The sequence below is a fragment of the Shinella sp. BE166 genome, from assembly GCF_051201095.1.
In the GTDB taxonomy this organism is placed as follows: domain Bacteria; phylum Pseudomonadota; class Alphaproteobacteria; order Rhizobiales; family Rhizobiaceae; genus Shinella; species Shinella lacus.
This window is the reverse complement of sequence record NZ_JBPEHL010000028.1, coordinates 1-23,927: the sequence shown is the minus strand read 5'-3', so window position 1 is coordinate 23,927 and position 23,927 is coordinate 1. Positions and strand designations below refer to the sequence as shown.

The following is a 23,927-nucleotide window of genomic DNA, read 5'->3' as shown; positions in this document are numbered from 1 at the left end:
TCGTTCCCTTACATTTCGACATGTTCGAAAACCATATTTGCCGCGATCACACCGTCGAGGAGCGAGATGCGCATCAGCGTATCGCCCAGCACCCCGGTCGACGGTCCCTCGATGACGATGACGATCTTGCCCTTGTCTGCGCCATGCACCTCGACATTGTCGAAGCCGGCAAGGGCGGCCAGCACGCCGTCGATCCCGCCGGGCTTGGTGGCGATGACCGCGCTGGAAATGTGATGTTGCCGCCGCTCATGCATAGGCGGCCTCCGCGCTCTGCGGCACGATCGAAACCGCGCTGACGGGACAGACGGAAATACAGGCGCCGCAGCCCGTACAGGCCGCGGCCGTCAACTCTGGTACGAAGGGTCCGCCAAGCACCGGACGAAACCGGATCGCGCCGGTGGGACAGGCGTCCCGGCAGGCCTGACAGTCGACGCGCTGGAAGGGCAAACAGGACGTGGCGATGGCGACGACGTGATCGAATCGGGTCACCGCGTCCTCGGCAAAGACAGGCTCGGGACAGTGCTCCGCGCAAGCGCCACAGAAAGTGCACTCGCCTGCGGCGAAATCGAGTACAGGGCGATTGTCGACGAGGCTGACAATGCCGGTCGGACAGTGTTCGACACAGGCACCGCAACCAGTGCAGTCGGCGCTCGCCGCATCCAGCATGCCGGGAGGCCGGATAGAGACGGCCGCGCTCCGCCTGCTGCCTTTCAGAAAATCACGCCGGGACAATGCTTCCTGCCGCATGGCCATGCCCTCAATGGCTAGGCGGGCCGGGTGGCCCGTAGATGATCTGGAAACCCCACACGAGGAAGCCATACCCCCCAACGATACCAACGGCGAGGATGGGCCAGATCCCGAAGGCCAGGATGAGGAACGTCAGCAATTCGCGGCGCCGGCTGGATTTCGGCGCGGGCGGCGACGGATGATCTGTCAAGACGTCGGACAAAGATGCTTACCTCCGGCGACAATTCATTGCCGCGATACTAGCATCCATCCCCAAGAAAGAAAGAATAATAAACTATACTTTTTCTATCATAATTATATTTGTGTAATGTCAAATCTGGATATGTCGACAGAAATACATCGAAGTGCGAATCATTCCTAGAAAAACGCCGATAATTTAAGATAAACATTATAATAAATAAGAATAATTCAGAATTTACTGAATAATGACGCGGTAAAATAAACACCAGAACGTCAGTCGCGGCCACCGTCCGCGAGAGCGGCAAGGCCGGCCATATCCCTCACCAGAAGCTTCTGGCGACCACCCTCGACAAGGCCCTGCGATTCCCAGGCACTTAGGATGCGCGAGACGGTGTGCAGCGTCGTGCCGGTCATTTCGGCAATGTCCTGCCGGGAGATCGGGAAATCGATACGCACACCCTCGCCTTCCTTGCGGCCGGCCTGCTTGGAGAGCCTGAGCACGGCATGCGCCACGCGGCGCTCCACCTCCTGCGTCGACATTTCCCGGATGCGGGTGTGCGCCTCTTCCAGTCGCTGGCCGATCGTCTGCATGGCGCTGACGGCAAGGCGGGGGTTCTGTTCGACAAAATGCGGCCAGAGATCTGTCGGCCAGCCGAGGATGACGCTTTCCGTCGCGGCCTTCGCGGTGCCCGGATAGTCGGAGCGCTGCAAAGCCTTGGCAAAGCCGAAGAGATCGCCGGGATGCACGACGCGCACGATGATCTGCTGGCCGTCCTCCGTCACCTGCGTCACCTTCAGGCGACCGTGCAGCAGCAGGAAGAAGCTCGCCGCCTGCTGGCCCTGCTCGAAGACGGCATCGCCCTGCGGCACGCGGCGCGCCGTCGCGTGATTTAGCAGCCTGTCGAGATCCTCGTCGCTCATCCTGTCGAACAGGGCAAGCGACCGGACGACGGTCCGGTCAATCTTCACAATCGTTTCCCTTTGCGTGCACCGTCATCGGTGCACCCGGCTTCTATCATGCCTCTCCGCCGGCAAAAAGTTCAGAACGCAAGTCCGCGCGTTTTCAACCTGGCAAGAAGCGGGGCGTACCAGCGTGTATCCTTGACCAGCCGGAAGCCGACATTGTCAGGCGGAACCCCGACCGCGCAACCGCCGCCCTTCGGGTTGCGTACGAACGAACTCAGCGCCGCCCGGTGCTTGCCGCTCGCGACATAGATGCCGCAGGACGACACGTCGTTCACGACGGTACCGGCCTTGTCGAGATTAACGCGCCGGTTGCAGGTCGCCGTCCACTCCCAGATATTGCCGGCGAAATCCGCAAAGCCGTATTCGTTCTCGCCGAAACGGCCGAGCGGCTGCGGCACCGGATCACGCGACGCCTTGCGCGCCGCCTCGCGGTTATAGTCGGCGAGCCAGCGATCGGCCGGATTGGTGCTGTTGATATCGACGCCGAGCGCATCGTCGGGAAACCGGGACCCCGCGGCAAAAGCAAGATCCTGGTCGGTCGGCAACACCCAGACCTCGCCGGTGCGCGCACTCAGCCAGCCGGCATAGGCGATGGCATCATCATAGCTGACGCCGGTCGCCGGTGTCGTGGTGGCATCGTGAGGTGCAAAGCCCGGCTCGGCCGCCGGACAGACGCCGTCGGCCACGCAGCGGCCATAGTCGGCAGCCGTCACCTGATATTTCATGATGGTGAGCGGGCGGCGCATGGTGACGCTCTTCACCGGCCCATCGACGGCAAAGCCGTTGCGGAAGAACTCGCCGCTGTCGCGATACTCGAAGCGGCGCGGCGCGATTTCCACCGTCAACGGCTCGTCCAACACGGGGCCGGTAGCCGCCAATCCGATAAGATCAGCCTTGATCGCGAGCGTGCCGGCAAGTGCCGCCAGCAGCAGGGCGGGAAGCGCAAGTGATTTCAGGGGAATGCCGGGTTTCGATGTCAGCGCAGTCATGAAGGCCTCCTTACGCCTCGCCCGGACGATCGTTCGGCGTCCGGGACTGGGCGCCGATTGGTATGGGAATCGCAGCCTTGCGATCCGCAAGCGCGCCCGTCCCAAGACGGGCGCGCCTTTGTCGGGTGGTGTCAGGCGCCGCTGGGCGGTGTGACCGAGGTCATCAGGTCATCGTTCCAGTCGCCGGTGACGGCGAAGTGGCCGGCGGCACCCAGTTCGAAGGCCTCGATGAGGTTGTGGTTCACATAGGCGTAGATGCCGGGCTGCTGGAAGGTATAGTAGGCCGCGCCCGCCGTGCCGCCCGGAATGAACCAGGTTTCCTGGTCGACATCAGGTGGATTGTGGAACTTGCCGGTCTGCCAGACATAGTCGCCATGGCCGCCGATCAGGTGCGGGCGGGTGTCGCGGTTGGCCTGCGAATGCACGACCAGCACCCTGTCGCCCACCTTGGCCTTCAGCGCGTTGTCGCCCGTCAGTGCGCCCACGGCGCCATTGAAGACGATGTGGCTCGGGGTGAGGGTCCGCATGACCGCAAGCGTATCGTTATAGGCTTCGCCGACGCTGGCATATTTCTTGAAGTTGCCCTCGGCATCACGGGGGACATAAAAGTCCTGCTCGCCGACATAGTAGATGTGGTCATAGGTCAGCTCCTTGCCGTGGCCATCACTCAGGCCTTCGCGCGGCAGCACCATGATGGCGCCGTTCATGCCCGAGGTGACGTGCCACGGCACCATTCCGGGAGGTGCGCAGTGGTAGACGAAGACGCCTGCCTTGGTGGCCTTGAAGCGCAGCACGGTGCGTTCGCCGGGATTGACCACCGTCAGCGCGCCGCCGCCGAGAGCGCCGGTCGCCGCATGGAAGTCGATATTGTGCTGCAGCTCGTTGGTCTCGGGGTTGATCAGCGTCAGCTCGACATAGTCGTTCTGGTGCACCACCATCAGCGGGCCGGGAACCGAGCCGTTGAAGGTCATGGCGTGCACTTCCGTGCCCTTGTCGTCGAGGATCATCTTCTTTTCCTCGATCGTCATGGTGAACTCATAGACCTTCGGGCCGCCTTCGGCCTTCTGGGTGTGGGCGTGCACGAAGGGCGGCTTGACGAGCTCGACCTTCACGCGCTCCAGCTTGGCGATGTCGGCCGCGGTCGCCGCGGCGTTTGTTTCGACCGCGCCGCCTTCGGCGCGGGCCATCGACGCCGCAATGATCGGCGTCAGGACGCCGGCAAACGCGGCACCGCCGAGGATCGTGCGGCGGGTCATCTGAAACTGCTCGGTCATTGAATTTCTCCTTTTCGAAAGGACGGAGCGATGTGCCTATCGCCCGGTCCTCTCTGTTCTAGGAGCATTCGCGCCAACCTCTTTGTGGTGGGACAAACAGGCCCTTCCGGCCGCTGCGGCATTTTGGCAGATGCTGATTTGCTCTTTGCCATCTCGCAAAGAAAGAGCCCGATGGAGGCCCTAGAAACAGCTGACGATTGCAAAGGAAAGTGACATCAATGTCTGCAAATCCCCCCGTCAGTCCATCCGTCGGCCGCCCCGTGCCGCGCGGTCTTTCCCGCACCGGACCAGTGCTCTTCTCCTATGGGTTCCGGCCATTCTTTCTCGGCGGCGCGCTCTGGGCCATCGCGGCCATGGGTCTGTGGATCGCCGCGATAACAGGCCACATCACGATTGCCGAGACCTATGGCGCGCCCAACTGGCACGCGCACGAAATGCTGTTCGGCTTCGCCTCCGCCGTACTCGCAGGCTTCCTGCTGACGGCCGTGCCGAACTGGACCGGGCGCCTGCCGGTTTCCGGCTGGCCGCTGGCAGGCCTCTTTGCGCTCTGGTGCGCCGGCCGCATCGCACTTCTCACCTCCGATGCGATCGGCGTGGCCGTGGCCGCCACCATCGATGCGCTCTTCCTGCCCGTCCTGCTCGCCATCTGCACGCGCGAGGTGGTGGCCGGGCGCAAGTGGAAGGATCTGAAGGTTCTGGCCGGGCTCGCCGCCCTGTCGCTCGCCAATGCGCTCTATCACATGGCAGCCATTCATGGCGGGCACGACCCTAGGGCGATCCGCCTCGCCGTCGCCGCCTATGTCGTGCTGGTCATGATCGTCGGCGGGCGCATCATTCCAAGCTTTACGCGCAACTGGCTCAACAAGTTCGGCCGCACCGATTTTCCGGTGCCCTACAACACCTATGACATGGTCGCGATCCTCGCAGGTGCCGGTGCATTCGGCCTCTGGGCCATTCTCCCCGAGCACCCGGCAACCGCTGCTGCGGGCGCGGCCGCTGGCGCCCTCCATTGCATCCGCCTGCACCGCTGGCGCGGCTGGACGGTGGCACGGGACCGGATCCTCGTCATCCTGCACATCGCCTATATCTTCATCCCGCTCGGCCTTTTGGCTATCAGCCTCAGCGCATTGGGATATCTCGAAGAACGCTCGGTGCTGCATCTGCTCTCGGTCGGCGCCATCGCCTGCATGATGCTGGCGGTCATGACGCGGGCGAGCCTTGGCCATACCGGCCGCGCCCTGGTCGCCTCGAAGGTCACGGTGGCCTCCTATGCCGCCCTCATCCTCTGCGCGCTGGTGCGCCCGCTCGCGGAAATCCTGCCGGACCTCAGCCCCATCCTCTATGCTGCTTCGGGCCTGCTCTGGATCACCGCCTTCGGCCTCTACTGCCTGGAATATGCGCCCATGCTCGCGCGAAAACGCCGCGCACCGCTTTGAAATGCGAAAGGCCCGGAGGTTATCTCCGGGCCTTTTCGTTCATGCGACATCCAGCATCATCTGCGGCGTCCACGGCGGCTCGTAGGTCAGCCGCACCTCGGCATATTCGACACCCGGCACATACCAGACGCAGGCCTGCACCGCCTCCTTGAGGAAATCCGTCGCCGGGCAGAAACGTGTCGTCGTGGTCATGGTGACGTAGACGACCCCGCCCTCCTCCACCACGATGTCGTAGACCAGGCCGAGATCGACAATATTCTTGCCGATCTCGGGGTCGATGATCATGCGCAGGGCGGTGCGGATGTCCTCGGTCAGCGTGGCCTTGTCCATCTCGTTCATCGCCGTCAAGCCTCCCCGATCCGCACGAGGATGCGGTAGGCCGATCCCGTCTCATCGAAATTGCCGGCCCATTGGTGGCCGCGCTTGGTCAGCTCCGGGAACAAGAACAGCGGTTCGCGCGCCAGCACGGCGAAGAGCACCTCGCCCGGCTCCAGCGCTTCGGCAGCCGCAAGAATACGCACCATCGGCTCCGGCGGATCGAGATCGGTGAGGTCGAGATGTTCGGACGGATCCGGCCAGGTTTCGGGGCGATCGGCGTCGACAGAGGTCTCGACGGGCGCCGCGTCCTTCTTCGGCGTGAACAGCACCTCCCAGTCGCCGCCGTCGATCTCGCGGGCTTCATGATCGAAGCCACGCCCTTCCATCACACGAAACAGCGGCTGCGGACGAAACGTCGCAAGCAGCGTCAACGCCTGTCCGGGCTGCAGGTCTTGAACAGCCTGCATGATCGCCTGGAACGGCTCGCCGCCGCTGCGCAGGATCGGCCGCACGTCGAGCACCTTCGGTGTAATCTCGGACATCATTTATCTCCTTGGAAAGCGGATAGAGGCAGAAAGAGGCGCGGCCGCACCATGCCGGCAGGCGCACGTAGCGCAGCCGGCACGATGGAAAGGCGGCGCGCCCGGATGAATTCGCGGATCAGACAAAGCGTCGACAAAAGCTGCCCTGCGACGGCCATCCGGAAAAAGCCGGTCGTTCCGGCAGCAAGGGAGAGCACCGCGATGCCGACGGCACCGTAATAGAGACGGAACAGGATCAACGCGTGGCGCTCGTCGACGAGGTCCTGCACCCGCGGCACGGGCGCACGGCCCAGGACGGGGCCATAGGCCTCCAGCCAGGTGAGAAAGGCGACGATCTTGTAGAGCTGGGCAAGGCCGAGCCCGGTGAGCCAACCGAAAACGAACAGGTAGACGACCGCCGCCACCATATTGCCGGACCTGAGGGAGGGGACGTTGAGAAGGAGGATAGAGATGGCACACAAGCCAAGCGCCGCGAAACTCGCGCAAATGTTCAGTTCCGCCTGCTTTCGCTTCCGCCCACGATAGATGTGCAGGACATCCGCGCCGTAAAGCATGACGGCCATCAGCGTGAGCAGCAGCGCGGCGGCGAAAAGCAGCGCGGCACCGAAAATGCCGGACAGCACGAAGACCACCGCCACGACAACAAGCCCGACAGCCAAGCTCGCACCCCACCAGGCGGCGCGGCTGGTCGAACGCTCGACCTCCGGCGCCAGCAGAAACATCGAGAACAGCCGGTAGCTGACACCGACCGCCGTCGCGCTCAACCAGCCCCCGAGGCCAAGGGCGGCATGCAGCGCGACGCCATCGGCAACGAGCCGGTCGAGCAATGGACTTTCCGTGAAACCGGACAGGGTGGCCGTGAACGCAGAACCGATCAGGGCCGCGCCGACAAGCGCGGCAAGACCGGTGGCGACGAAGCGGGCGGGTAGCGGCAGAGGCCGCGCAGAAAGAAGCGTGACGGCGAGAATGCCGGCAAACAGGCCGAAACCGGCCAGAAGCATAACGCCGCCGATGGGCAGCAGGGCAAGCGGCAGGTCCAATGCCCCAGACAGCGCAACGAACCCGCCCAGAAGGCAGCCCAGCCCGCCGAGCAGCAGCAACAGGGCCGGCATGGCAAAACGCCCGCCGATGACAGGCCGGGCGATGAGCACCGGCACGAATTGCAAGAGCGCCCCGGCCATCAGCAGGCTCAGCCAGCCGATGGCGATGAGATGGACGACGACAAGCGTTTCCGGCGCGCTGATATCGGCAAAGGGATAGCCGTAGCCGGCCACCATCAGCCCCTGCCCCGCCACGAGCATGAGGCAGGCGGCGGCGAAGTAGGACATGGTCCAGCGGGAGAGCGTTGCGCCCGGCATGTCGGTTTGCCTCGCCGCAACCTATTCAGTGTTCGGAACCGCAGCAGCAGTCGCAGCCGCCGCCGTCTTCCAGCCGGTCGATCTCGACGCGCCAGACTTCCGGACCCTGTTCGAGATAATCCCAGCCGAACTGGCCGGGGAAATTGGTCTCGAGCTGGTAGTGCAAAGGTCGCGGATCGTGATCGCTGGTGATCAGCATGGATTTGCCGGGCATCAATGCGCCAAGCATGCCGAAAATGCGCGGATGGCGTTCGCGCGGCGGAATGGTGCGCACGTCGATGAGGGGCTTGTCCAGGGTCTCAGACATGGTTTGGTGTTTCCGTCCCGGCCGTTCCGATACCGTTCCGGAAGGGCACGGCCCGACCCGACCGGAACCACCTGACGCTAACCCTACGCGCCGCCAGGCACTTTGACCCTGCGCAAACAATCGACGATTTTCAGGCCTCTTGCCGCGCTGCTTGGCATTTCGCAAAGAAGACTGCCCCTGCCGCTCCTACCCTTTCCGCAATCGACACACGAAAAGGAACGCGCCATGCAACAGGCCCTGATCGAGAAATACGGAGAGGCGCGGCTGCCGCGCTATACGAGCTATCCGACCGCGCCCGCCTTCGCTCCCGTCGTCGGCGCCGGCACCTATGGCGACTGGCTGTCTAACATCAAGCCGGGCACCGAGGCCTCGCTCTACCTGCACATCCCCTTCTGTCGGTCCATGTGCTGGTATTGCGGTTGCCACACCACCATCACCCAGAAGGACGCGCCGATCCTCGACTATCTCGACATGCTGCGACAGGAGATCGGCCTCGTCTCCGACCGGGTGGAAAACCGCATCAAGATGAAACACATCCATTTCGGCGGCGGCACGCCGACGATCATGCAGCCGGAGGAGTTCCGCGATCTCATCGGCCTGCTGCGCGCCCGCTTCGGCCTCGTTGCCGGCGCGGAGATCGCGGTGGAGATCGACCCGCGCACGCTGACGGCAGAGATGGCGGCAGCGCTCGGCGAGGCGGGCGTCACCCGCGCGAGCCTCGGCGTGCAGAGTTTCGATCCCGTCGTGCAGAAGGCGATCAACCGCATACAGAGCGAGGCGCAGACCGCCGAGGCCGTGACCCGGCTGCGCGCGGCCGGTGTCGGTGGCATCAATTTCGACCTCATCTACGGCCTGCCGCACCAGACGGTGCAATCCTGCATCGACACGGCGAAGGCGGCGGTCGCCATGCGGCCGGAGCGTTTCGCCGTCTTTGGCTATGCCCACATCCCCTCCTTCAAGAAGCACCAGCGGCTGATCGACGAACGCGCGCTGCCCGATGCCGCCGCACGCGCCGCGCAGGCGGAGGCGATTGCCGAAACACTCGTTGCCGCCGGCTATGTTCGCATCGGTCTCGACCACTATGCGCTCCCGAGCGATGATCTCGCGATCGCCGCAAAACGCGGCCGGCTGCGGCGCAACTTCCAGGGCTATACGACGGATACCTGCGAAACGCTGATCGGCTTCGGCGCCTCGTCCATCGGCCGCACGCCGGATGGTTATGTCCAGAACGAGGTGCCGCCCGGCCTCTATGCCCAGCGCATCGCCTCGGGTCGGTTGGCCACCGTCAAGGGATACCGGCTGACTGCCGAAGACCGGCTGCGCGCCGAAATCATCGAACGGCTGATGTGCAATTTCCGCGCCGACATCACAACCATCGCCGCCCGTCACGGTTTCGACGCGGCCCCCCTTTTGGACGGCAATGCGCGGCTGGCAGCGCTCGCTGATGACGGCGCCGTCGATATAAGCGGCGGCACGGTCACGGTGCGGCAGGATCATCGTTTCATCATCCGCGCCGTCGCTGCCGCCTTCGACGCCTATATCGACCAGTCGGCCCGCACGCACAGCAAGGCTGCCTGAACGCAAAAGGCCCGGCGTGGTGCGGCACGCCGGGCCTTTCTCGCAGATCCTGTGTCCTCTATCCCACAAGACCGCGATAGATCGCCGGCAGCGCCGCTGGCAGCCGGGCGATATTACTGACAATGGCGTAGCCGTTGCGGCCGAAGATGGCGGGCACATAGGCTTGCGCCTCCCGGTCGACCGTCACGCCGAAGACGCCAAGGCCCGTGCGCCGCGCGTCGTTGACGGCGCGGCGGCTATCCTCCAGCGCGAAACGCCCCTCGTAGTGATCGACGTCGTTCGGCTTGCCGTCCGTCAGGATCAGCAGCAGCTTGCGGCGGTTCGGCTGCGCGCGCAGCTTCGCCGCCGCATGGCGGATCGCCGGGCCGATGCGAGTGTAGAAACCCGGCTTCAGCGCCGCGATGCGCGCCTCGACGCCATGGCCCATCGGCTCGCCGAAATCCTTGACCGTCTCGACGCGCACCCAGGAGCGGCGGCGCGAGGTGAAGGTGAGGATGGAATGGCTATCGCCGCAGGCCGCGAGGCCATGGGACAGAACCAGCAGCGCCTCCTTCTCCACGTCGAGCACCCGGCGGTTGTCGAACCAGGCATCAGTGGAGAGCGACACGTCCACCAGGATGGTGACGGCGAGGTCATGCGCCTGCGGCCGGCTCATCAGGTGGATGCGATCGCTGCCCTGCCCGCCGGCGGCGAGATCGCTGCGCGCCCTGACCACCGCATCAAGGTCGAGTTCGGCGCCGTCGAGCTGCGCACGCAGCATTTCATGGCGCGGCCGCAGCACCTCGAATTGCCGGCGCACACGGCGGATGAGGCTTTTCGTATCGGCATCGGTCTCCGGGATCTCGGCCGCATCCGGCGCGGGCGCGGCCAGCACGCGGCAATGGTCCGGCAGATAGGTGGCCGTGCGATAATCCCATTCGGGATAGGTGAACTCGCCCGTCAGCCGCGTGCGGTCGAGCGCTTCCGGCGGCAGGTCGAGATCGAAGCGGAAGCGCGCGGCGGGACGCCCCTTGCGCTCGCCGAGCGTCATGTCGTCGAGTTCATCGGCAGCCGAGGAATCGTGGTCGTCGCTGTCGTCGCCGGGGCGGTCGACATTGACCATCTCGGCCATCGCCAAAATCTTCTCGAAGCGGTTGAGAATGAAGGGGCTGCGTTCGCTCTTGCGGTTCTCCGCCTTCTCGCGCAGCGCCACATGACGCTCCGTTTCCGGTGCGTCGGGGTTTGTTCCCGTGGCCGGCTGGTCTTCATCACCGCGTCCCTCACCCTCCTCGCGCCACAGCGCATCCGGCCAGAGCGGCACGGGAAGCATCGGCAGATAGCCGGCAGGTGCACGATGCGGAAAAATCACCGGCAGCATCTCGTCGGCAAGCCCCGCGCCTTCGCGCAGCAGGCTGAGAATGCGGTTCTCGACATGGCGCTCGACGGAGGGAAGCGGGCGGTGCTGGCGCGCGTCCAGCATGGCTGATGAAAGCCGGAGGTAGCGCTTTGCGAGGCCGGGAAAGGCCGCAAGTACCGCTTTCACCATCGCTTCCGCGCGCTGGAGAATGGCAAGGTCCCGCAGCAGCGGGTCACTTTCGGCAACAGGCTCGAGCGGCATCGCAGCCATGGCGGCGGCGAGCCAGACATAGAGATCGCGGTTGAGTGCGCGCTCCGGGAAAAGGTCGACTGCGCCGGGCAGCATGACGGTCGCGTGGTCGCGGCCGGGCTGCACCAGCTTCTCCTCGCCAAGCCCCATGCGCTGGCGCAACCGCAACCGATGCGTCGAGGTGCGCCCACGCGCCGGCGCGATCTGCACCGCGCCCTCCCCGCCGAAACCGCGAAAGCAGACGGCGAGCACCGGGCGGATATCCTCCAGCCGCACCGCCTGGTCCGGATGGCGCGGCCAACTGCCAGTCTTGCCGACCAGCCGGTGCCAGGCGCGGCCGACAGTCTCCTCAAGCTCCAGAAAATCCAGCATGGTCAGACCTCACCGGATCATCGCATCGGCAATTTCGAGGAGGGCGGCGCGCACATCGGGTTCGTCGGTCAAGGGCTCGATCATCGCCGCGCGCACAGCCTCGCGCACGCCCATACCGCTGTCGATAAGGCAGGCACAATAGACGAGCAGGCGCGTCGAGACGCCCTCTTCGAGGTCGTGGCCCTTCAACGCGCGCAGCCGGTGCGCCAGTGCGACCAGCGGCGCGACGCGCGCCTCGTCCAGCCCGCTTTCCGTGGCGACGACGGCGATCTCGGCGGCCTTCGGCAGGAAATCGAACTCGATTGCAACGAAACGCTGGCGGGTGGAAGGCTTCAGGGCCTTCAAGAGGTTCTGGTAGCCTGGATTGTAGGAAACGACGAGCATGAAGCCGACAGGCGCTTCCAGCACCTCGCCGGTGCGCTCCAAAGGCAGGATGCGGCGGTCGTCGGTCAGCGGGTGCAGCACCACGGCAACGTCCTTGCGCGCCTCGACGATCTCGTCGAGATAACACACGCCGCCCTCGCGCACCGCGCGCGTCAGGGGACCATCGACCCAGACGGTATCGCCACCCTTTAGCAGATAGCGGCCGGTCAGATCGGCGGCGGAGAGGTCGTCATGGCAGGAGACCGTCGAGAGCGGCAGGTTGAGCTTTGCCGCCATGTGGCTGACGAAGCGGGTCTTGCCGCAACCGGTCGGGCCTTTCAGCAGCAGGGGAAGCTGGCGTACCCACGCCTTTTCGAACAGTTCGCATTCGTTGCCGGAGGGACTGTAAGCCGGAATATCCGCGCGGGCGGCCTTGAGCATGACGGTCATTTCGATCTCCAAGTCTTATAGAGGAAAAGTGCCGGCCCCGTGGGATGACGGGGCCGGCCAGCGCTCACTCGGCGGGTTGGACCATCCGCGTGAGGCTGTCGGTACGCTCACGGCCGGGCACCAGCACGGCCCAGATGAACATCAGCGCCGAGACGAGCACGACCACGCCCGAGCCGAGGCGGACCCAGTAGAACAGTGCCAGCTGGTCCTGCACGTCCATGAAGCTTTCGCCGAGCACACGCTGGAGGTGGATCTGCACGACGCCCGCAAAGGTAAGCGCGAAGGTCATGACCGACATGGCTGTGCACATGATCCAGAAGCTGACGATCGAGAGCCACTGGTTATAGGGCTGGCGACCACGGATCTCCGGGATGGCATAGGCCATCATGGCAAGGTTCAGCATCACATAGGCGCCGAAGAAGGCGAGGTGTCCGTGGGCGGCCGTCATCTGCGTGCCGTGGCTGTAGTAGTTCACCGACGACAGCGTGTGCAGGAAGCCCCAGACGCCCGCGCCGAAGAAGGCCATGACCGAGCAGCCGATCGACCACAGCAGGGCCGCCTTGTTCGGATGGTTGCGGCCGGCCTTCCAGGTCATCACGAAGGTGAAGATGACCATGGTGAAGAAGGGCGCCACTTCCAGCGTCGAGAACAGCGAGCCGATCCACTGCCAGTAGCCCGGCGCGCCGATCCAGTAATAGTGGTGGCCGGTACCCAGAATGCCCGAGAAGAGCGCCAGGCCGACGATGACATAGAGCCACTTTTCCACGACCTCGCGGTCGATGCCGTTAAGCTTGATCATCAGGAAGGCGAGCACGGAGGCCATGATCAGCTCCCAGACACCCTCGACCCACAGATGGATGACGTACCACCAGTACATCTTGTCGAGCGCGAGGTTCGCCGGGTTGTAGAAGGCGAAGAGGAAGAACAGCGCCAGACCCCAGAGACCGAAGAGCAGGATGTTGATGACCGTGGTCTTGCGGCCCTTCAGCGCCGTCATCGTGATGTTGAACAGGAACATCAGCACGACCACGACGATACCGACCTTGGCGATGAAGGTCTGCTCGAGGAATTCGCGGCCTTCATGGATGCGGAACATGTAGCCGACGACCGTCAGGCCCGCCGCGACGAAGAACATCCAGAACTGCGCGATCGCGAGCCTGGGGCTGTAAAGCTCCGTCTCGGTCTCCTCGGGGATCATGTAGTAGGTGGCGCCCATGAAGCCCATGAGCAGCCAGACGACGAGCGCATTGGTGTGGATCATGCGCACGATGTTGAAGGGCAAGAGTTCGGACAGTGTATTGGGCAGCACATAGATCGTGCCGGCCACGACGCCGAAGAGTACCTGGGCGAGGAAGAGGCCGAGCGCGCCGTAAAAATACAGCATCGCGACCTTTTGCGTTTGATATTTCATGTCGTGTCTCCTGAGCGCAATCGGTCAACCGGCATCGTTCGGCGGCCAGTTCTGGGTCTTGATCTTGCTCGTCCATTCGAGGAAGTCGGCGAGGTCGTTGACCTCCTGTTCGGTAAGGTTGAACTGCGGCATCTGCCGCCGGCCTTCCGCACCGCTCGGCTGGGCGGCCATCCAGGCCTTCAGCGCCTCGCGTGCGCCCTCCGGGTCTTCCACGCCGCCATAGCGCTTCCACACATTGCCGAGCTCGGGCGCGAAATAGGCGCCCTCACCCAGCAGCGTGTGGCAGTTGATACAGGCGTTCTTTTCCCAGACGTGTTTGCCGCGCGCGACGCTGTCGGTCAGTGTCGTCTCGTCGGTGGATACCGTGCGCATGTAGTAATGCGAATGGGCGGTCAGCCCCACGAAGATCGTGAAGAAGAAGATGGACCCGCCATAGAAGACGTTGCGGGCCCCGGTCTTGGTTAGGCGCTCTGCCATCCCCTGGTCCTTTCCTTGGCCAGAACCCCTCGGGCACCGGCGTCAAACCCCGCGAAACTGGGTGCCGGCGATCCCCTCGCCGACGATGCGGGACGCTCCGTTCTAGCGCCGCATGAAAAGGCTTCTTTGCGCGCAGGCAAAGATCAGCGCGGTTCGTCAGCCGATGAGCGCGACGGCGACGGCGCGCAGGAGCGCGAGCGAGAGCAGCACCGCCGGCCAGGCGAGCAGCGCGGATCGGAGGACGCCGCGCTGCGCCCGCAGCTCCAGGAAATCGAGGATGACGATACGTCCCTTCGCATAGGCCATGACGAGCACGGCGGCGATCGGCACCAGCAGGCCGCCGCCGAGGCCGCCGACGAAGGCACCGCCGAGGGCGAGCGTCAGCAGCATGGCAAGGGTGGCGATGAACTGTTCGCGGGCCTGTCGGGTCATGGCTGCCTCAGGTGAGATAGACGATGGGGAACATCACGAGCCAGACGAGGTCGATCACGTGCCACAGCGTCGCGATCATTACGACATTGGCCCGCGACGGACGCCAGGCGACGAGGAGGAGGATGCCCGTGCCGAAGACGACATGCAGCAGGTGGAAGCCGGTGACGAGGAAATAGAGTTCCGCAAGCGTGCCGGCTCCGCCGATGCCGGAGCGGATTTCCACCGTATATTCGGCGATCTTCACCGCCGCGAAGGCGAGGCCGAAAAGCGCCGCAAGCATGAGGGGACGGCGGACCGCACCCGCGCCGCCGCGAACCGCCAGCGCCGCCTGCCAGCCGCTGGAGACGAGAAGCACGGTGTTGAGGGCCGCAAGCCCCGGATGGAGATGCGAGCGGAGAAGGGACGCGCCGCCGGCATCCACCACCGTCGTCACCAGAAAGGCGACGAGCAGCGCGCCGAAGGCGGCAAGCTCGCTCCACACCAGGATCCAGAGCAGCAGGCAATCGCCTTCCCCGCTCCTAGCCTTCCGGACCGCCATGTCCATATCGTCTATCGTCGCCATGGCCTTTCCTAGCGCAGGCGCCCGCGGCCTTCTTTGCGCCGGCACAAAGAGCGGCGATGGCGGGTGCTGCATGATGGCGGCAAAACGAAAGGACCCTTCCATGACTTCCATGACGGATGCGCAGTTCGGCCTCCTCGTCGCGGCGCCGGTCATCGCCGGCTTCGCCCTGATGCTCTATCGCATGGGCGTGCTGCAGGGAGCCGGAACGTTCTCTGCCGTCGGCGCCTCGGTGGTCATCGCCGCCGTGCTGTTCTTCGGCCAGTAGGAGGCGGTGATGAACGTCCCAACCCTTGCCGCCGCCGATATCGGCCGGCTCGAAGCGCTTCATCGCGACCTGCTCGACCTGTGCCTGCGCCTTGAAGCGGCGGCGGGCGAGCCGGGGCTGGCCGGAGAGCTGTGCGAGCTTGCCGATACCGTTCCGCCGCTCCTCGGCGCCGTGCACGAGCTTGAGGAACGCCTGCTCTTTCCCGATTTCGACCGGCACGCCGGCTCGTGTTTCGCCGCTATCGCGATCGAGCGGCTGAAGGCGGAGCACCGATGCGACCGGCTCGCGGCCGACGAACTGTCGCTGACGCTGAAGGCCGTCGCCGACGATCGCTGCGGGCTCTCGCCGCAGACGGTTTCGCGCATGATCGGCGGCTTCCAGGAGAGCCTGCGCCGCCACGTCTTCTCGGAACAGATGATCCTGGAAGCGCTTCTCTCGGCAAAGGCGGAAGCGCGCGACGTCTTCGCCTGAGCCGCCCCTCAGTCGCGTCCCGTCGCCGCATTCCGCCCGCGCGAAACCCAGGCCGCGCCCTCCTGCCTGTGCAGGAAGCCATTCGAGAAGCGCACGCCGGGATAGACCCTTGCCAGGCCCGCGATCGCCTCTTCGCCGTCGATCCGGCCATTGAGCAGCGCACGGTAGAGGCCCGCCACCTCGACCATGTCGCAATCCTGCGGCGACAGCCGGATGCGTGAAAGACCCGCCTCGACCAGCGGCGCCAGATCGTCGACAAGCACCACGCAACTGTTCGACATGGTCTGCACGCCGTTCAGCACGAGGAAGGACTGGCGGTCGAGCGTGCGCAGCGGCAGGCTGTCGGGTTCCTCGCCGCAGACGAACTGGCAATTGTCCTTCGTCAGCCCCTTGGAGCGTGCATGGGCGCAGCGCGCCGAGATGGCGAGAGGCATGCGGCCGAAGGCAAAAATCTCGAAGGAGAAGTCCGGCATGGCCGCCAGCATCGGATGGATGGATGCAGCCGGCAGTTCCGGCGGCAGGCAGATGTTTTGCGCCCCGCGGGCGGCGAGCAGCCGCGCGGTCGCCGCATTGTAGACGTTGACCAGCGGCCCGATCGCATGCGGCCTGCCCTTGAGGAGGCCGAGCGCCGAAAGGTCGTTGGCTTCGATGGGGTGGATGCTGTCGGCGATCAGGTCGCGCACATGGCGGCTTTCCCGCGGCAGCGTCACCATGGCGAGGGAGGAAAGCGTCACCCGCTTGCCGGCCGCCTCCAGCCGCTCGACGACCTCGGCGATATGCGGCTCGCTGAAATGCTGGCGTTTGGAACAGACCGTTTCGCCGAGCGTCACATGCTCGACCGCCGCCTCGTCCGCGATGCGGAAATAGAAATCGCGCCATTTCGGCCCGTCCCAAAGGAAATAGACCGGCCCGAGGCTGAGCGCCGGCTTGCCCGCATTTGTCGTCATCTCGTCTCCTATCGCCAGCGCTTGTCATAGGCGCCGGCGGTGGTGCGTTGACCCTCGCTCATCGTTCGCAACCGGGCGACGAGCACGGCCCGTTCCGCAGGCGTCGCGTCAAGTGCCTTCTTCAGCGAGGACACCACTTCCGCGACATAGGCCTTGCCGCGCTGGCGGCCCTCGATCTTGAGTGCCGAGACGCCGGCCGCCCTCAGCGCGTCGATCTCATCGATCACGTCGAGCGAGACCGGATCCTCGAAGGCATAACCCTCGACGCCGCCAACATCGAAACGCCCCTTGCAGAGCGTCGGATAGCCGGAGGCCTCGCCGGGGCCGAAACGGTTGATCGTATAGGCACCCAGTTCGGAAACGAGATCCGCCCCGTCCTGCCGGTAGCGCACATGACTTGCCGGCGAGCAGACGCCGTTCATGTTGGGCGATTTGCCGGTGGCATAGGAGGAGAGCGAGCACCGCCCCTCCGCCATGACGCACAGCCCGCCGAAAGCAAAGACCTCGACCTCGCAATCGATCTGCCGCGTCAGCCGGGCGATGTCCTGCACCGTCAGCACGCGTGGCAGCACGACGCGCCTGGCCCCGAAGGCTTCGACGAGGAAACGGATCGCATCCGCGTTCGAGGCAGACGCCTGGACGGAGACGTGCAGCCGCTGCTGCGGGTATTTTTCCGCCACATAGGCCATCAGGCCGAAATCGGCCAGGATCAGCGCATCGGCGCCCAGCGCCACGGCATCGTCGGCAGCCGAATACCACAGCGCCTCATCGCCCGCCCGCATGAAAGTGTTGAGCGCGACGAAGGTCTGCACGCCCTTGCGCTGTGCCAGCGCAGTCGATTGGCGCAGCTCCTCGCGACTGAAGTTCAGGCCGGGGAAGTTACGGGCATTGGTCTCGTCGCGAAAGCCGCAATAGACCGCATCGGCACCGGCCTCCACCGCCTCGCGAAAAGCGGCGGGCGTGCCGGCGGGGCAGATCAGTTCCATGTGGTGTCCCTTCCTTCCAGCGCTTTGCTGCGAATGAATCGTGCCGTGCCCGCAACCAGGAACGAGAGCGGCCCGGCGAGCCTGCCAAGTTCGCGCGGCAGGTCGATGGCGCTGTCGTCGAGCGCATTGCGCAGCGCCAGCATGGCCTCCATGTCGCCGGTAACCGAAAGCTCGCGCGAGAAGAACAGCGCATCCGCATCGCAGCGGCCTTCGAGCAGGCCGAGCAGCAGCAGCAGCGGCCCCTCGACGCGCGCATCGGCTTGCGGCGGCTGCCCGCGTGAGACCGCCAGCGTTTGCGCCGCCGGAACGACGGTGAAATGGAGCGGCAGGTCGGTCGGGGAAAAGCAGTAGCGCGCCTGGCGATAGGTGCCGAGCCGTTCGAAAAGATCGGGGTGGGCCTTCAATACACCGGAAAAGATCAGGCGCGCCACCCGCTCCACCAGCCAAAGGGGGGCGACGTCGACCGGTTTTGCGAGAAAGAGCGGAAGGGATTGCATGCGGCTAGCCTTGGAGAGAAGCGTCAGGCCGAACCTAGGGAGCCCGGCGGCAAAGGAGTTTGCGCCAGGTCAAAGACCGCGCCATTTTTCCCCGGCAAGGAAAGGTATGAAAGCCGATGCCCCCATTCCGCGCCATTTTGGCAACCTCCAGGATTTCGTCGCTTTGCTAGAGCGGCGGGCACGGCTGAAGCGCATTTGCGAGCCCGTCTCGCTGGTCCACGAGATTACGGAAATCCATCGCCGCGTGCTGGCCGAGGACGGGCCGGCGCTGCTCTTCGAACGGCCGGTCGATGGGAAAGGTCGGGTCCAGCCGATCCCTCTGCTTACCAATCTCTTCGGCACACGCGAGCGCATCGAATGGGGTTTCGGCCTTGAGACCGGCCGGCTGCCACACCTCGCGGCCTTCCTTGCCGACCTTCGCGAGCCGCAGCCGCCGCGCTCCATGCGGGACGCCTGGCAGAAACTGCCCAATCTCAGGGCCGCCCTGTCGATGAACCCGCGCGAGACACGGCGTCCGCCCTGCCAGGAGATCGTCTGGCGGGGCGACGACGCCAATCTCGACGACCTGCCGATCCAGACCTGCTGGCCGGGTGAACCTGCCCCCCTCGTCAGTTGGCCCCTCGTCATCACGCGAGCACCGGACGATCCTGCCGACGTCAATGTTGGTATATACCGCATGCAGAAGCTCGGCCGTAACCGGTTGATCATGCGATGGCTGGCGCATCGCGGCGGGGCACGGCACCATCGCCTCTGGAAGGCGCTGGGACAGCACATGCCGGTCGCTGTCGTTATCGGAGCGGATCCCGCAACGATCCTTTCAGCCGTCATGCCGCTGCCGGACGGCATGAGCGAATTGAGTTTTGCCGGTGTGTTGAAAGGCCGGCGACAGGAGACGGCGCGCGGCGTGACTATCCCCACACCCGTACCGGCCAGCGCCGAAATCGTTCTCGAAGGAACGGTTTCTGCCGTTGAGACTGCCGAGGAAGGCCCGTATGGCGACCACACAGGCTATTACAATTCGGTCGAACCTTTCCCGGTGATGAAGCTAACGGCGATCACAATGCGCAAGAACCCGCTCTATCTATCCACCTATACCGGCCGTCCGCCGGACGAGCCATCGAGGCTCGGCGAGGCGATGGGCGAACTCTTCGTACCGTTGGTAAAACGCCAGTTTCCAGAAATCCTCGATCTGTGGCTGCCGCCGGAAGCCTGCTCTTACCGTGCGATGATCGTTTCCATCGACAAACGATATCCGGGACAGGCGCGCCGAATCATGATGGGCCTCTGGTCGATGCTGCCGCAATTTAGCTACACGAAGCTGATCATCGCAGTGGATGGCGACATCGATGTCAAAAGCTGGCGGGACGTGATCTGGGCGCTCTCCACGCGCTTCGACGCCAGCCGCGACGTTATGCTAGTGGAAAACACGCCGATCGACTATCTCGACTTCGCCTCTCCCAAATCCGGCCTCGGCGGCAAGCTGGGCCTGGACGCCACGACAAAGATCGGCACGGAAGTCGGTCGCGACTGGGGTCAGGTCCTTACGATGACGCCAGAGGTGACGGCTGGGGTTGACGCACTTTGGTCTTCTCTCGGCCTGGGGGAGGCCGGCAGGTGAATCGGGTCGTCATTGGTATCTCCGGCGCTTCCGGTGCGGCACTCGGTGTGCGCATTGTCGAACGGCTCGCGTCACTGTCCACCGTCGAAACGCATCTCGTCATCTCCGATGCGGCGCGGCGCACGGTGGATTACGAATGTGGTCCGGAGGCACTGACTCGCCTCCTCTCCATCGCCACCCACCATCACCCGATCGGAGATATCGGCGCTTCGATCGCAAGCGGCACATTCCCCGTTCGCGGGATGATCGTCGCCCCGTGCTCCATGCAGACGCTTTCGGCAATCGCCACGGGACGCAACGATTCACTGCTGACGCGCGCCGCTGATGTCCAACTGAAGGAACGCCGCCGGCTCGTGCTGCTTGCGCGAGAAACTCCGCTACATCTCGGCCACTTGCGCAACATGTGCGCAGTGACCGAGATTGGCGCCATCGTCATGCCGCCGGTTCCCGCGTTCTACCATCACCCGAAGTCAGTAGAAGACATCGTCGACCATCTCGCAGCACGCGCGATCGATCTCCTCGCCTTGTCTCACGCCCCGCTTTCGAAGAGCTGGCAGGGGACATGATACAGAGTTGACGACGGCAGCAAGATCTTGCAGCGCTGCGGACAATACTGCTCTGCTTGAATTGCATGGGCTATTTTACACATCGGTCTTCAATGTGAAAAACTGAAGACCGCGGCTCTTCACCCGTAGCGCCGATGTGGAAATCGAGGTGAGTCTTGTGGAAGGCTGCCCAATGCCAGGCTGCTGGCTTGTTCCAAGCTTTCGAGCATCGCGGCGAGCAGTTCGCTATCGACAGCCGAATGGCTGTTCAAAGCGCCGAAGACGGCCTCAATGTGCTCTTCTCGCCTGAAAAACAGGGCGCGATCATCTGGATGAATTATCAACGTCAGGAAATCTCCCTAATAGCTCTCAAATCCGCGATTGCTTGTTCTTCAAATCTCGAGTGGCGGGAACATGACCGAGTGTTTGCCGTTCGACATCGCCATTGCTCGTCACAATGCCTTGCCAGGCCCTGTTGCCGCAACGCAGCGTCAGCCTCCAGAGACCGTCGTCGTCGCCCACGCCCTTCTCCACGACGCTCCTGAAGAGCTTCCGCGTCATAAGCGCGCGCACTCGAGCCTCGCTCATATCGAAGGTTCTCGCGATAAACGCCACGTCCAGGAAAAACTCCTTGTAAGAGCTCTGTTGTGACGACGGTGCATCTTTTGCGATCTTTGTCATGGCGCTCCGCCAGCCAGCTCAGGCCGAGAACATAGTTGATTTCGAAGTCCGACCGGTCCTCATGTTCCTGCCAACGACACAATCGTGTTTTGGATCGGCTCGTACTTAATGTCTCAGTTGAGAGAGATTGCGTAAGGAGCCGGAGGGAGATCGTTTTCTCCGGCCCTCTTCTTCGATTTGTTCGCGTGTTTACAGGCCCAGCCCTGCGATGGCCGCATCCATGCGCTCGCGAGCCTTCTTCGGCAGCTTGCCGGTTTTGACGGCCTCGAGGTTGGACGGTGCATCGCCGACCACGACGACGCCCACCATGCCCATACCGACATGCGGTGTGCATTTGACGCCATAGGCGCCAGGTTTGTCGAAGGTGACCTTATAGGTCTCGTTCATTTTGCTCTTGAAGGCTTCTGCCCCCTCAGGGATGAAACCTTTGATCGTTTCGACATTGTGGCCCTTTTCGGTGGGAATGAACGTGACGGTATCGCCGGGGGCGACCTTAACGAAAGCGGGCTCGAACACCATGGCGCCTTCGGCGCCCTTGTTGAGCATGTGCACTTCGAAGTCTGCCGCACCCGCCGGAAGGGCAAGCGAGATGAAGGTTGCTGCGGCGCCGACGATGCACTTTGCTATGATACGCACTAAAGTTCTCCTTGCTGACGAACGTCATACGTTCATATGCAAAGGATAGGCGACGGGGCATCTCCCTTCTTTGACGTTGATCAAACAACGGGAAGAGATGCGCCTCGTCGGCAGAACCGTGCGTGCAAACTTGCCTAAGGCCGCTGACCCTCTCATCTCATACCAACATGGCGGGGATCGCTCGCTGATCCTAACGATAGGCCGCCGTCATCGAGCGTGGTACGGTTGACGCTCTTACCCATGGAGGAGGCTGGAATGGTGATCGCATTGATCGGCAGATTTCACGAGATGCGGCAACAACTGTATAATTCTCTCCATCACTGTGAGGGTCCCGTGTTTGATAGTTTGGATAAAGGCGTCGAGGCGATCTTCGAGGCCATTATGAGCTACAAACCTCGCAATTTGGCCGAGTACCGAGAGACTTTATTATTTTTGATCAATGCGATTTCCCGCAACGACGACGGTAATAACAGCAGGCTGATCTCGAGACTCGAGGAATTAATCAACCAAGCCGTGGACGAACTTCGCGTGATTGGAACAATCAAGACGTTATCGTAGAGATTAGCTACGAGACCCCATAATGAGAATTTGAACAAGCCTTAGGCGAACCGGTCAGCGTAACGAGAAATAAGACCTTCGCTAAATTAGTCGCTTCATAATTAGTCGTACCTTTGATAAAACTGCGGGATTTTGGCAACGCGTTCTCCGGCTGCCTACCCGCGTTGCTTCGGCAATTGCCGCTGCGCAAAGAGGTCTCATTGCACCGTTCTGGCCTAAACTTGATTTTCGTCAAGTTCTAGCTTGAGATTGTCGTGCCAACTTCATTTAATCCCACCACGTCCTTGACTTCAGGTTTGCCAATATGCGTTCCTGAACACGAGCGCGTTGCAGTGTCTCGTGCCTTGAAGTTGGTGAGGGAGATCGGAGATGGGGCAACTCACGACGGGGGAACGGGACTTCGGTGCGATCATCCTGATCGTGCTCGCAATCATCGGCATCGCAATGGCCGCTGCGGGACGATCCGATGTGCTCGGCATCCACGGGGCTATGGTTCTCGTCTACTGTCTCGCGCTGCTCTTCTTACTCCTCTCCGGCGCCTTCGGCACGCCGCCGAGCGCCGCCCGCCTCACCCGCTACTATGACGATCCGATCAAGGTCGGCGTGGGATTGACGCTGTTCTGGGCGATTTTCGGCATGTTCATCGGCGTGTGGGCAGCCGCGCAGCTCGCCTGGCCCAGTCTCAACTTCGATACGTCGTGGGCAAGCTTCGGCCGCATCCGCCCGGCACATACGTCCGGCGTCATCTTCGGCTTCGGCGGCAATGCGCTGATCACCACCTCGTTCCATGTCGTTCAGCGAACATCGCGGGCGCGCCTTGCCGATCAGCTTTCGCCCTGGTTCGTGCTCCTCGGCTTCAACCTCTTCTGTCTAATTGCGATTTCCGGCTATTTCCTCGGCGTTACCCAGTCCAAGGAATATGCGGAAGCCGAATGGTACGCCGATATCTGGCTGGTTATCGTCTGGGTCACCTATTTCGTGCTTTATGTGCGTACGCTTGCCCGCCGGAAGGAGCCTCATATTTATGTGGCCAACTGGTACTACATGGCGTTTATCATCGTCGTAGCCATCCTGCACATCGTGAACAATCTCGCGGTTCCGCTCTCGTTTGCTCATGCGAAGAGCTACACGATCTGGGCGGGCGTGCAGGATTCCATGGTGCAATGGTGGTACGGGCACAATGCCGTGGCGTTTTTCCTGACCGCCGGCTTCCTGGCAATGCTTTACTACTACCTCCCCAAACGCGCGGAGCGGCCGATCTTTTCCTACCGGCTGTCGATACTCAGCTTCTGGGGCATCACCTTCTTCTACATGTGGGCGGGCTCGCATCACCTGCACTACACCGCCCTGCCCCACTGGGTGCAGAACCTCGGCAT

29 protein-coding genes are annotated in these 23,927 nt (G+C 63.4%); 8 read left to right on the top strand and 21 right to left on the bottom strand.

What is annotated here, in order from left to right:
• Window positions 1-8: 8 nt before the first annotated feature.
• From J2Y63_RS33135 to nirK, 6 genes are all read right to left on the bottom strand, one after another.
• Complete coding sequence (locus J2Y63_RS33135; protein ID WP_256121185.1) at window positions 9-254, bottom strand: chaperone NapD; 246 nt, start codon at window positions 252-254, stop codon at window positions 9-11.
• Entirely contained in the window at window positions 247-747 is a 501-nt protein-coding gene (gene napF, locus J2Y63_RS33130; protein WP_117372365.1) for a ferredoxin-type protein NapF, read from the bottom strand. The genes J2Y63_RS33135 and napF overlap by 8 nt, the downstream gene beginning before the upstream one ends.
• A 10-nt stretch (window positions 748-757) precedes the next feature.
• On the bottom strand, window positions 758-937 hold the full coding sequence (gene napE / locus J2Y63_RS33125) for a periplasmic nitrate reductase, NapE protein (protein ID WP_314092394.1): 180 nt from the start codon (window positions 935-937) through the stop codon (window positions 758-760).
• A gap of 263 nt (window positions 938-1,200) precedes the next feature.
• The gene (locus tag J2Y63_RS33120) at window positions 1,201-1,896 is read right to left on the bottom strand and encodes a Crp/Fnr family transcriptional regulator (RefSeq protein WP_117372366.1); all 696 of its coding nucleotides are present in this window, start codon (window positions 1,894-1,896) and stop codon (window positions 1,201-1,203) included.
• Between the two features lie 71 nt (window positions 1,897-1,967).
• Window positions 1,968-2,882, bottom strand: a complete 915-nt coding sequence (locus J2Y63_RS33115; RefSeq protein WP_256121183.1) for a formylglycine-generating enzyme family protein — start codon at window positions 2,880-2,882, stop codon at window positions 1,968-1,970.
• A gap of 131 nt (window positions 2,883-3,013) precedes the next feature.
• Window positions 3,014-4,156: a copper-containing nitrite reductase gene (nirK, locus tag J2Y63_RS33110; RefSeq protein WP_256121182.1), complete on the bottom strand. Its 1,143-nt coding sequence runs from the start codon at window positions 4,154-4,156 to the stop codon at window positions 3,014-3,016.
• A 218-nt stretch (window positions 4,157-4,374) separates the two neighbouring features.
• Here nirK and J2Y63_RS33105 point away from each other — a divergent pair, with 218 nt between their 5' ends.
• Entirely contained in the window at window positions 4,375-5,592 is a 1,218-nt protein-coding gene (locus J2Y63_RS33105; RefSeq protein ID WP_256121181.1) for an NnrS family protein, read from the top strand.
• 39 nt (window positions 5,593-5,631) lie between these two features.
• Here the strand turns inward: J2Y63_RS33105 and J2Y63_RS33100 are convergent, their stop codons facing one another.
• From J2Y63_RS33100 to J2Y63_RS33085, 4 genes are read right to left on the bottom strand one after another with little or no spacing between them, the layout of a single operon-like run.
• Window positions 5,632-5,931: a metal-sulfur cluster assembly factor gene (locus J2Y63_RS33100; protein ID WP_117372370.1), complete on the bottom strand. Its 300-nt coding sequence runs from the start codon at window positions 5,929-5,931 to the stop codon at window positions 5,632-5,634.
• 5 nt (window positions 5,932-5,936) lie between these two features.
• Entirely contained in the window at window positions 5,937-6,452 is a 516-nt protein-coding gene (locus J2Y63_RS33095) for a DUF2249 domain-containing protein (protein WP_245409287.1), read from the bottom strand.
• Complete coding sequence (locus J2Y63_RS33090; RefSeq protein ID WP_256121180.1) at window positions 6,452-7,810, bottom strand: hypothetical protein; 1,359 nt, start codon at window positions 7,808-7,810, stop codon at window positions 6,452-6,454. Before J2Y63_RS33090 ends, J2Y63_RS33095 begins: the two co-directional genes overlap by 1 nt.
• A 25-nt stretch (window positions 7,811-7,835) precedes the next feature.
• Entirely contained in the window at window positions 7,836-8,117 is a 282-nt protein-coding gene (locus J2Y63_RS33085) for a DUF2249 domain-containing protein (RefSeq protein ID WP_117372374.1), read from the bottom strand.
• Window positions 8,118-8,342: 225 nt separating this feature from the next.
• Between J2Y63_RS33085 and hemN the strand changes: the two genes are divergently transcribed.
• Window positions 8,343-9,695 carry an oxygen-independent coproporphyrinogen III oxidase gene (gene hemN, locus J2Y63_RS33080; protein WP_117372375.1) on the top strand — a complete coding sequence of 451 codons (1,353 nt, stop codon included), beginning with the start codon at window positions 8,343-8,345 and terminating at the stop codon, window positions 9,693-9,695.
• A gap of 58 nt (window positions 9,696-9,753) precedes the next feature.
• Here the strand turns inward: hemN and J2Y63_RS33075 are convergent, their stop codons facing one another.
• The 6 genes from J2Y63_RS33075 to J2Y63_RS33050 all read right to left on the bottom strand — a co-directional run bounded on the left by J2Y63_RS33075 (window position 9,754) and on the right by J2Y63_RS33050 (window position 15,347).
• A complete protein-coding gene (locus J2Y63_RS33075; protein WP_256121179.1) occupies window positions 9,754-11,652 on the bottom strand; it encodes a nitric oxide reductase activation protein NorD in 1,899 nt (632 codons plus the stop codon).
• Window positions 11,653-11,661: 9 nt separating this feature from the next.
• Window positions 11,662-12,465: a CbbQ/NirQ/NorQ/GpvN family protein gene (locus J2Y63_RS33070; RefSeq protein ID WP_160862024.1), complete on the bottom strand. Its 804-nt coding sequence runs from the start codon at window positions 12,463-12,465 to the stop codon at window positions 11,662-11,664.
• A 64-nt stretch (window positions 12,466-12,529) separates the two neighbouring features.
• The gene (locus tag J2Y63_RS33065) at window positions 12,530-13,876 is read right to left on the bottom strand and encodes a nitric-oxide reductase large subunit (RefSeq protein WP_256121178.1); all 1,347 of its coding nucleotides are present in this window, start codon (window positions 13,874-13,876) and stop codon (window positions 12,530-12,532) included.
• Window positions 13,877-13,900: 24 nt separating this feature from the next.
• A complete protein-coding gene (locus J2Y63_RS33060) occupies window positions 13,901-14,353 on the bottom strand; it encodes a c-type cytochrome (RefSeq protein ID WP_160862022.1) in 453 nt (150 codons plus the stop codon).
• 156 nt (window positions 14,354-14,509) lie between these two features.
• Entirely contained in the window at window positions 14,510-14,785 is a 276-nt protein-coding gene (locus J2Y63_RS33055; protein ID WP_160862021.1) for a cytochrome C oxidase subunit IV family protein, read from the bottom strand.
• Between the two features lie 7 nt (window positions 14,786-14,792).
• Window positions 14,793-15,347: a cytochrome c oxidase subunit 3 gene (locus J2Y63_RS33050; RefSeq protein WP_420853720.1), complete on the bottom strand. Its 555-nt coding sequence runs from the start codon at window positions 15,345-15,347 to the stop codon at window positions 14,793-14,795.
• Window positions 15,348-15,447: 100 nt separating this feature from the next.
• Here J2Y63_RS33050 and J2Y63_RS33045 point away from each other — a divergent pair, with 100 nt between their 5' ends.
• Window positions 15,448-15,612: a hypothetical protein gene (locus J2Y63_RS33045; protein WP_202402867.1), complete on the top strand. Its 165-nt coding sequence runs from the start codon at window positions 15,448-15,450 to the stop codon at window positions 15,610-15,612.
• A 9-nt stretch (window positions 15,613-15,621) separates the two neighbouring features.
• The gene (locus J2Y63_RS33040) at window positions 15,622-16,083 is read left to right on the top strand and encodes a hemerythrin domain-containing protein (RefSeq protein ID WP_256121177.1); all 462 of its coding nucleotides are present in this window, start codon (window positions 15,622-15,624) and stop codon (window positions 16,081-16,083) included.
• An 8-nt stretch (window positions 16,084-16,091) separates the two neighbouring features.
• On the opposite strand, the gene ubiV is transcribed toward J2Y63_RS33040, so the two are convergent.
• The 3 genes from ubiV to ubiT are packed head-to-tail and all read right to left on the bottom strand — an operon-like array spanning window position 16,092 to window position 18,513.
• On the bottom strand, window positions 16,092-17,030 hold the full coding sequence (ubiV, locus tag J2Y63_RS33035; protein ID WP_160862018.1) for a ubiquinone anaerobic biosynthesis protein UbiV: 939 nt from the start codon (window positions 17,028-17,030) through the stop codon (window positions 16,092-16,094).
• Between the two features lie 8 nt (window positions 17,031-17,038).
• Window positions 17,039-18,016, bottom strand: coding sequence for a ubiquinone anaerobic biosynthesis protein UbiU (gene ubiU / locus J2Y63_RS33030; protein ID WP_160862017.1), 978 nt, complete (start codon window positions 18,014-18,016; stop codon window positions 17,039-17,041).
• Entirely contained in the window at window positions 18,007-18,513 is a 507-nt protein-coding gene (gene ubiT, locus J2Y63_RS33025; protein ID WP_160862016.1) for a ubiquinone anaerobic biosynthesis accessory factor UbiT, read from the bottom strand. The genes ubiU and ubiT overlap by 10 nt, the downstream gene beginning before the upstream one ends.
• Window positions 18,514-18,619: 106 nt before the next feature.
• Here ubiT and J2Y63_RS33020 point away from each other — a divergent pair, with 106 nt between their 5' ends.
• Together J2Y63_RS33020 and J2Y63_RS33015 are read left to right on the top strand one after the other, a co-directional pair.
• Window positions 18,620-20,131, top strand: a complete 1,512-nt coding sequence (locus J2Y63_RS33020; protein WP_435269502.1) for a UbiD family decarboxylase — start codon at window positions 18,620-18,622, stop codon at window positions 20,129-20,131.
• Window positions 20,128-20,697 carry a UbiX family flavin prenyltransferase gene (locus tag J2Y63_RS33015; protein WP_160862014.1) on the top strand — a complete coding sequence of 190 codons (570 nt, stop codon included), beginning with the start codon at window positions 20,128-20,130 and terminating at the stop codon, window positions 20,695-20,697. The genes J2Y63_RS33020 and J2Y63_RS33015 overlap by 4 nt, the downstream gene beginning before the upstream one ends.
• A 348-nt stretch (window positions 20,698-21,045) precedes the next feature.
• On the opposite strand, the gene J2Y63_RS33010 is transcribed toward J2Y63_RS33015, so the two are convergent.
• Together J2Y63_RS33010 and J2Y63_RS33005 are read right to left on the bottom strand one after the other, a co-directional pair.
• Complete coding sequence (locus J2Y63_RS33010) at window positions 21,046-21,357, bottom strand: DUF6522 family protein (protein ID WP_256121175.1); 312 nt, start codon at window positions 21,355-21,357, stop codon at window positions 21,046-21,048.
• 189 nt (window positions 21,358-21,546) lie between these two features.
• On the bottom strand, window positions 21,547-21,993 hold the full coding sequence (locus J2Y63_RS33005; RefSeq protein WP_435269501.1) for a pseudoazurin: 447 nt from the start codon (window positions 21,991-21,993) through the stop codon (window positions 21,547-21,549).
• A gap of 255 nt (window positions 21,994-22,248) precedes the next feature.
• Here J2Y63_RS33005 and J2Y63_RS33000 point away from each other — a divergent pair, with 255 nt between their 5' ends.
• Window positions 22,249-22,551, top strand: coding sequence for a hypothetical protein (locus tag J2Y63_RS33000; protein ID WP_256121174.1), 303 nt, complete (start codon window positions 22,249-22,251; stop codon window positions 22,549-22,551).
• 369 nt (window positions 22,552-22,920) lie between these two features.
• On the top strand, window positions 22,921-23,927 hold a 1,007-nt coding region (locus J2Y63_RS32995; protein WP_435269500.1), incomplete at its 3' end, for a cbb3-type cytochrome c oxidase subunit I.

Coding starts and splice junctions, on each gene's coding strand:
- J2Y63_RS33135 (WP_256121185.1), bottom strand. CDS start 254: ATGCATGAGCGGCGGCAACATCACATTTCCAGCGCGGTCATCGCCACC.
- napF (WP_117372365.1), bottom strand. CDS start 747: ATGCGGCAGGAAGCATTGTCCCGGCGTGATTTTCTGAAAGGCAGCAGG.
- J2Y63_RS33115 (WP_256121183.1), bottom strand. CDS start 2,882: ATGACTGCGCTGACATCGAAACCCGGCATTCCCCTGAAATCACTTGCG.
- nirK (WP_256121182.1), bottom strand. CDS start 4,156: ATGACCGAGCAGTTTCAGATGACCCGCCGCACGATCCTCGGCGGTGCC.
- J2Y63_RS33105 (WP_256121181.1), top strand. CDS start 4,375: ATGTCTGCAAATCCCCCCGTCAGTCCATCCGTCGGCCGCCCCGTGCCG.
- J2Y63_RS33100 (WP_117372370.1), bottom strand. CDS start 5,931: ATGAACGAGATGGACAAGGCCACGCTGACCGAGGACATCCGCACCGCC.
- J2Y63_RS33095 (WP_245409287.1), bottom strand. CDS start 6,452: ATGTCCGAGATTACACCGAAGGTGCTCGACGTGCGGCCGATCCTGCGC.
- J2Y63_RS33090 (WP_256121180.1), bottom strand. CDS start 7,810: ATGCCGGGCGCAACGCTCTCCCGCTGGACCATGTCCTACTTCGCCGCC.
- J2Y63_RS33085 (WP_117372374.1), bottom strand. CDS start 8,117: ATGTCTGAGACCCTGGACAAGCCCCTCATCGACGTGCGCACCATTCCG.
- hemN (WP_117372375.1), top strand. CDS start 8,343: ATGCAACAGGCCCTGATCGAGAAATACGGAGAGGCGCGGCTGCCGCGC.
- J2Y63_RS33075 (WP_256121179.1), bottom strand. CDS start 11,652: ATGCTGGATTTTCTGGAGCTTGAGGAGACTGTCGGCCGCGCCTGGCAC.
- J2Y63_RS33070 (WP_160862024.1), bottom strand. CDS start 12,465: ATGACCGTCATGCTCAAGGCCGCCCGCGCGGATATTCCGGCTTACAGT.
- J2Y63_RS33065 (WP_256121178.1), bottom strand. CDS start 13,876: ATGAAATATCAAACGCAAAAGGTCGCGATGCTGTATTTTTACGGCGCG.
- J2Y63_RS33060 (WP_160862022.1), bottom strand. CDS start 14,353: ATGGCAGAGCGCCTAACCAAGACCGGGGCCCGCAACGTCTTCTATGGC.
- J2Y63_RS33055 (WP_160862021.1), bottom strand. CDS start 14,785: ATGACCCGACAGGCCCGCGAACAGTTCATCGCCACCCTTGCCATGCTG.
- J2Y63_RS33050 (WP_420853720.1), bottom strand. CDS start 15,347: ATGGCGACGATAGACGATATGGACATGGCGGTCCGGAAGGCTAGGAGC.
- J2Y63_RS33045 (WP_202402867.1), top strand. CDS start 15,448: ATGACTTCCATGACGGATGCGCAGTTCGGCCTCCTCGTCGCGGCGCCG.
- J2Y63_RS33040 (WP_256121177.1), top strand. CDS start 15,622: ATGAACGTCCCAACCCTTGCCGCCGCCGATATCGGCCGGCTCGAAGCG.
- ubiV (WP_160862018.1), bottom strand. CDS start 17,030: ATGACGACAAATGCGGGCAAGCCGGCGCTCAGCCTCGGGCCGGTCTAT.
- ubiU (WP_160862017.1), bottom strand. CDS start 18,016: ATGGAACTGATCTGCCCCGCCGGCACGCCCGCCGCTTTTCGCGAGGCG.
- ubiT (WP_160862016.1), bottom strand. CDS start 18,513: ATGCAATCCCTTCCGCTCTTTCTCGCAAAACCGGTCGACGTCGCCCCC.
- J2Y63_RS33020 (WP_435269502.1), top strand. CDS start 18,620: ATGAAAGCCGATGCCCCCATTCCGCGCCATTTTGGCAACCTCCAGGAT.
- J2Y63_RS33010 (WP_256121175.1), bottom strand. CDS start 21,357: ATGACAAAGATCGCAAAAGATGCACCGTCGTCACAACAGAGCTCTTAC.
- J2Y63_RS33000 (WP_256121174.1), top strand. CDS start 22,249: ATGGTGATCGCATTGATCGGCAGATTTCACGAGATGCGGCAACAACTG.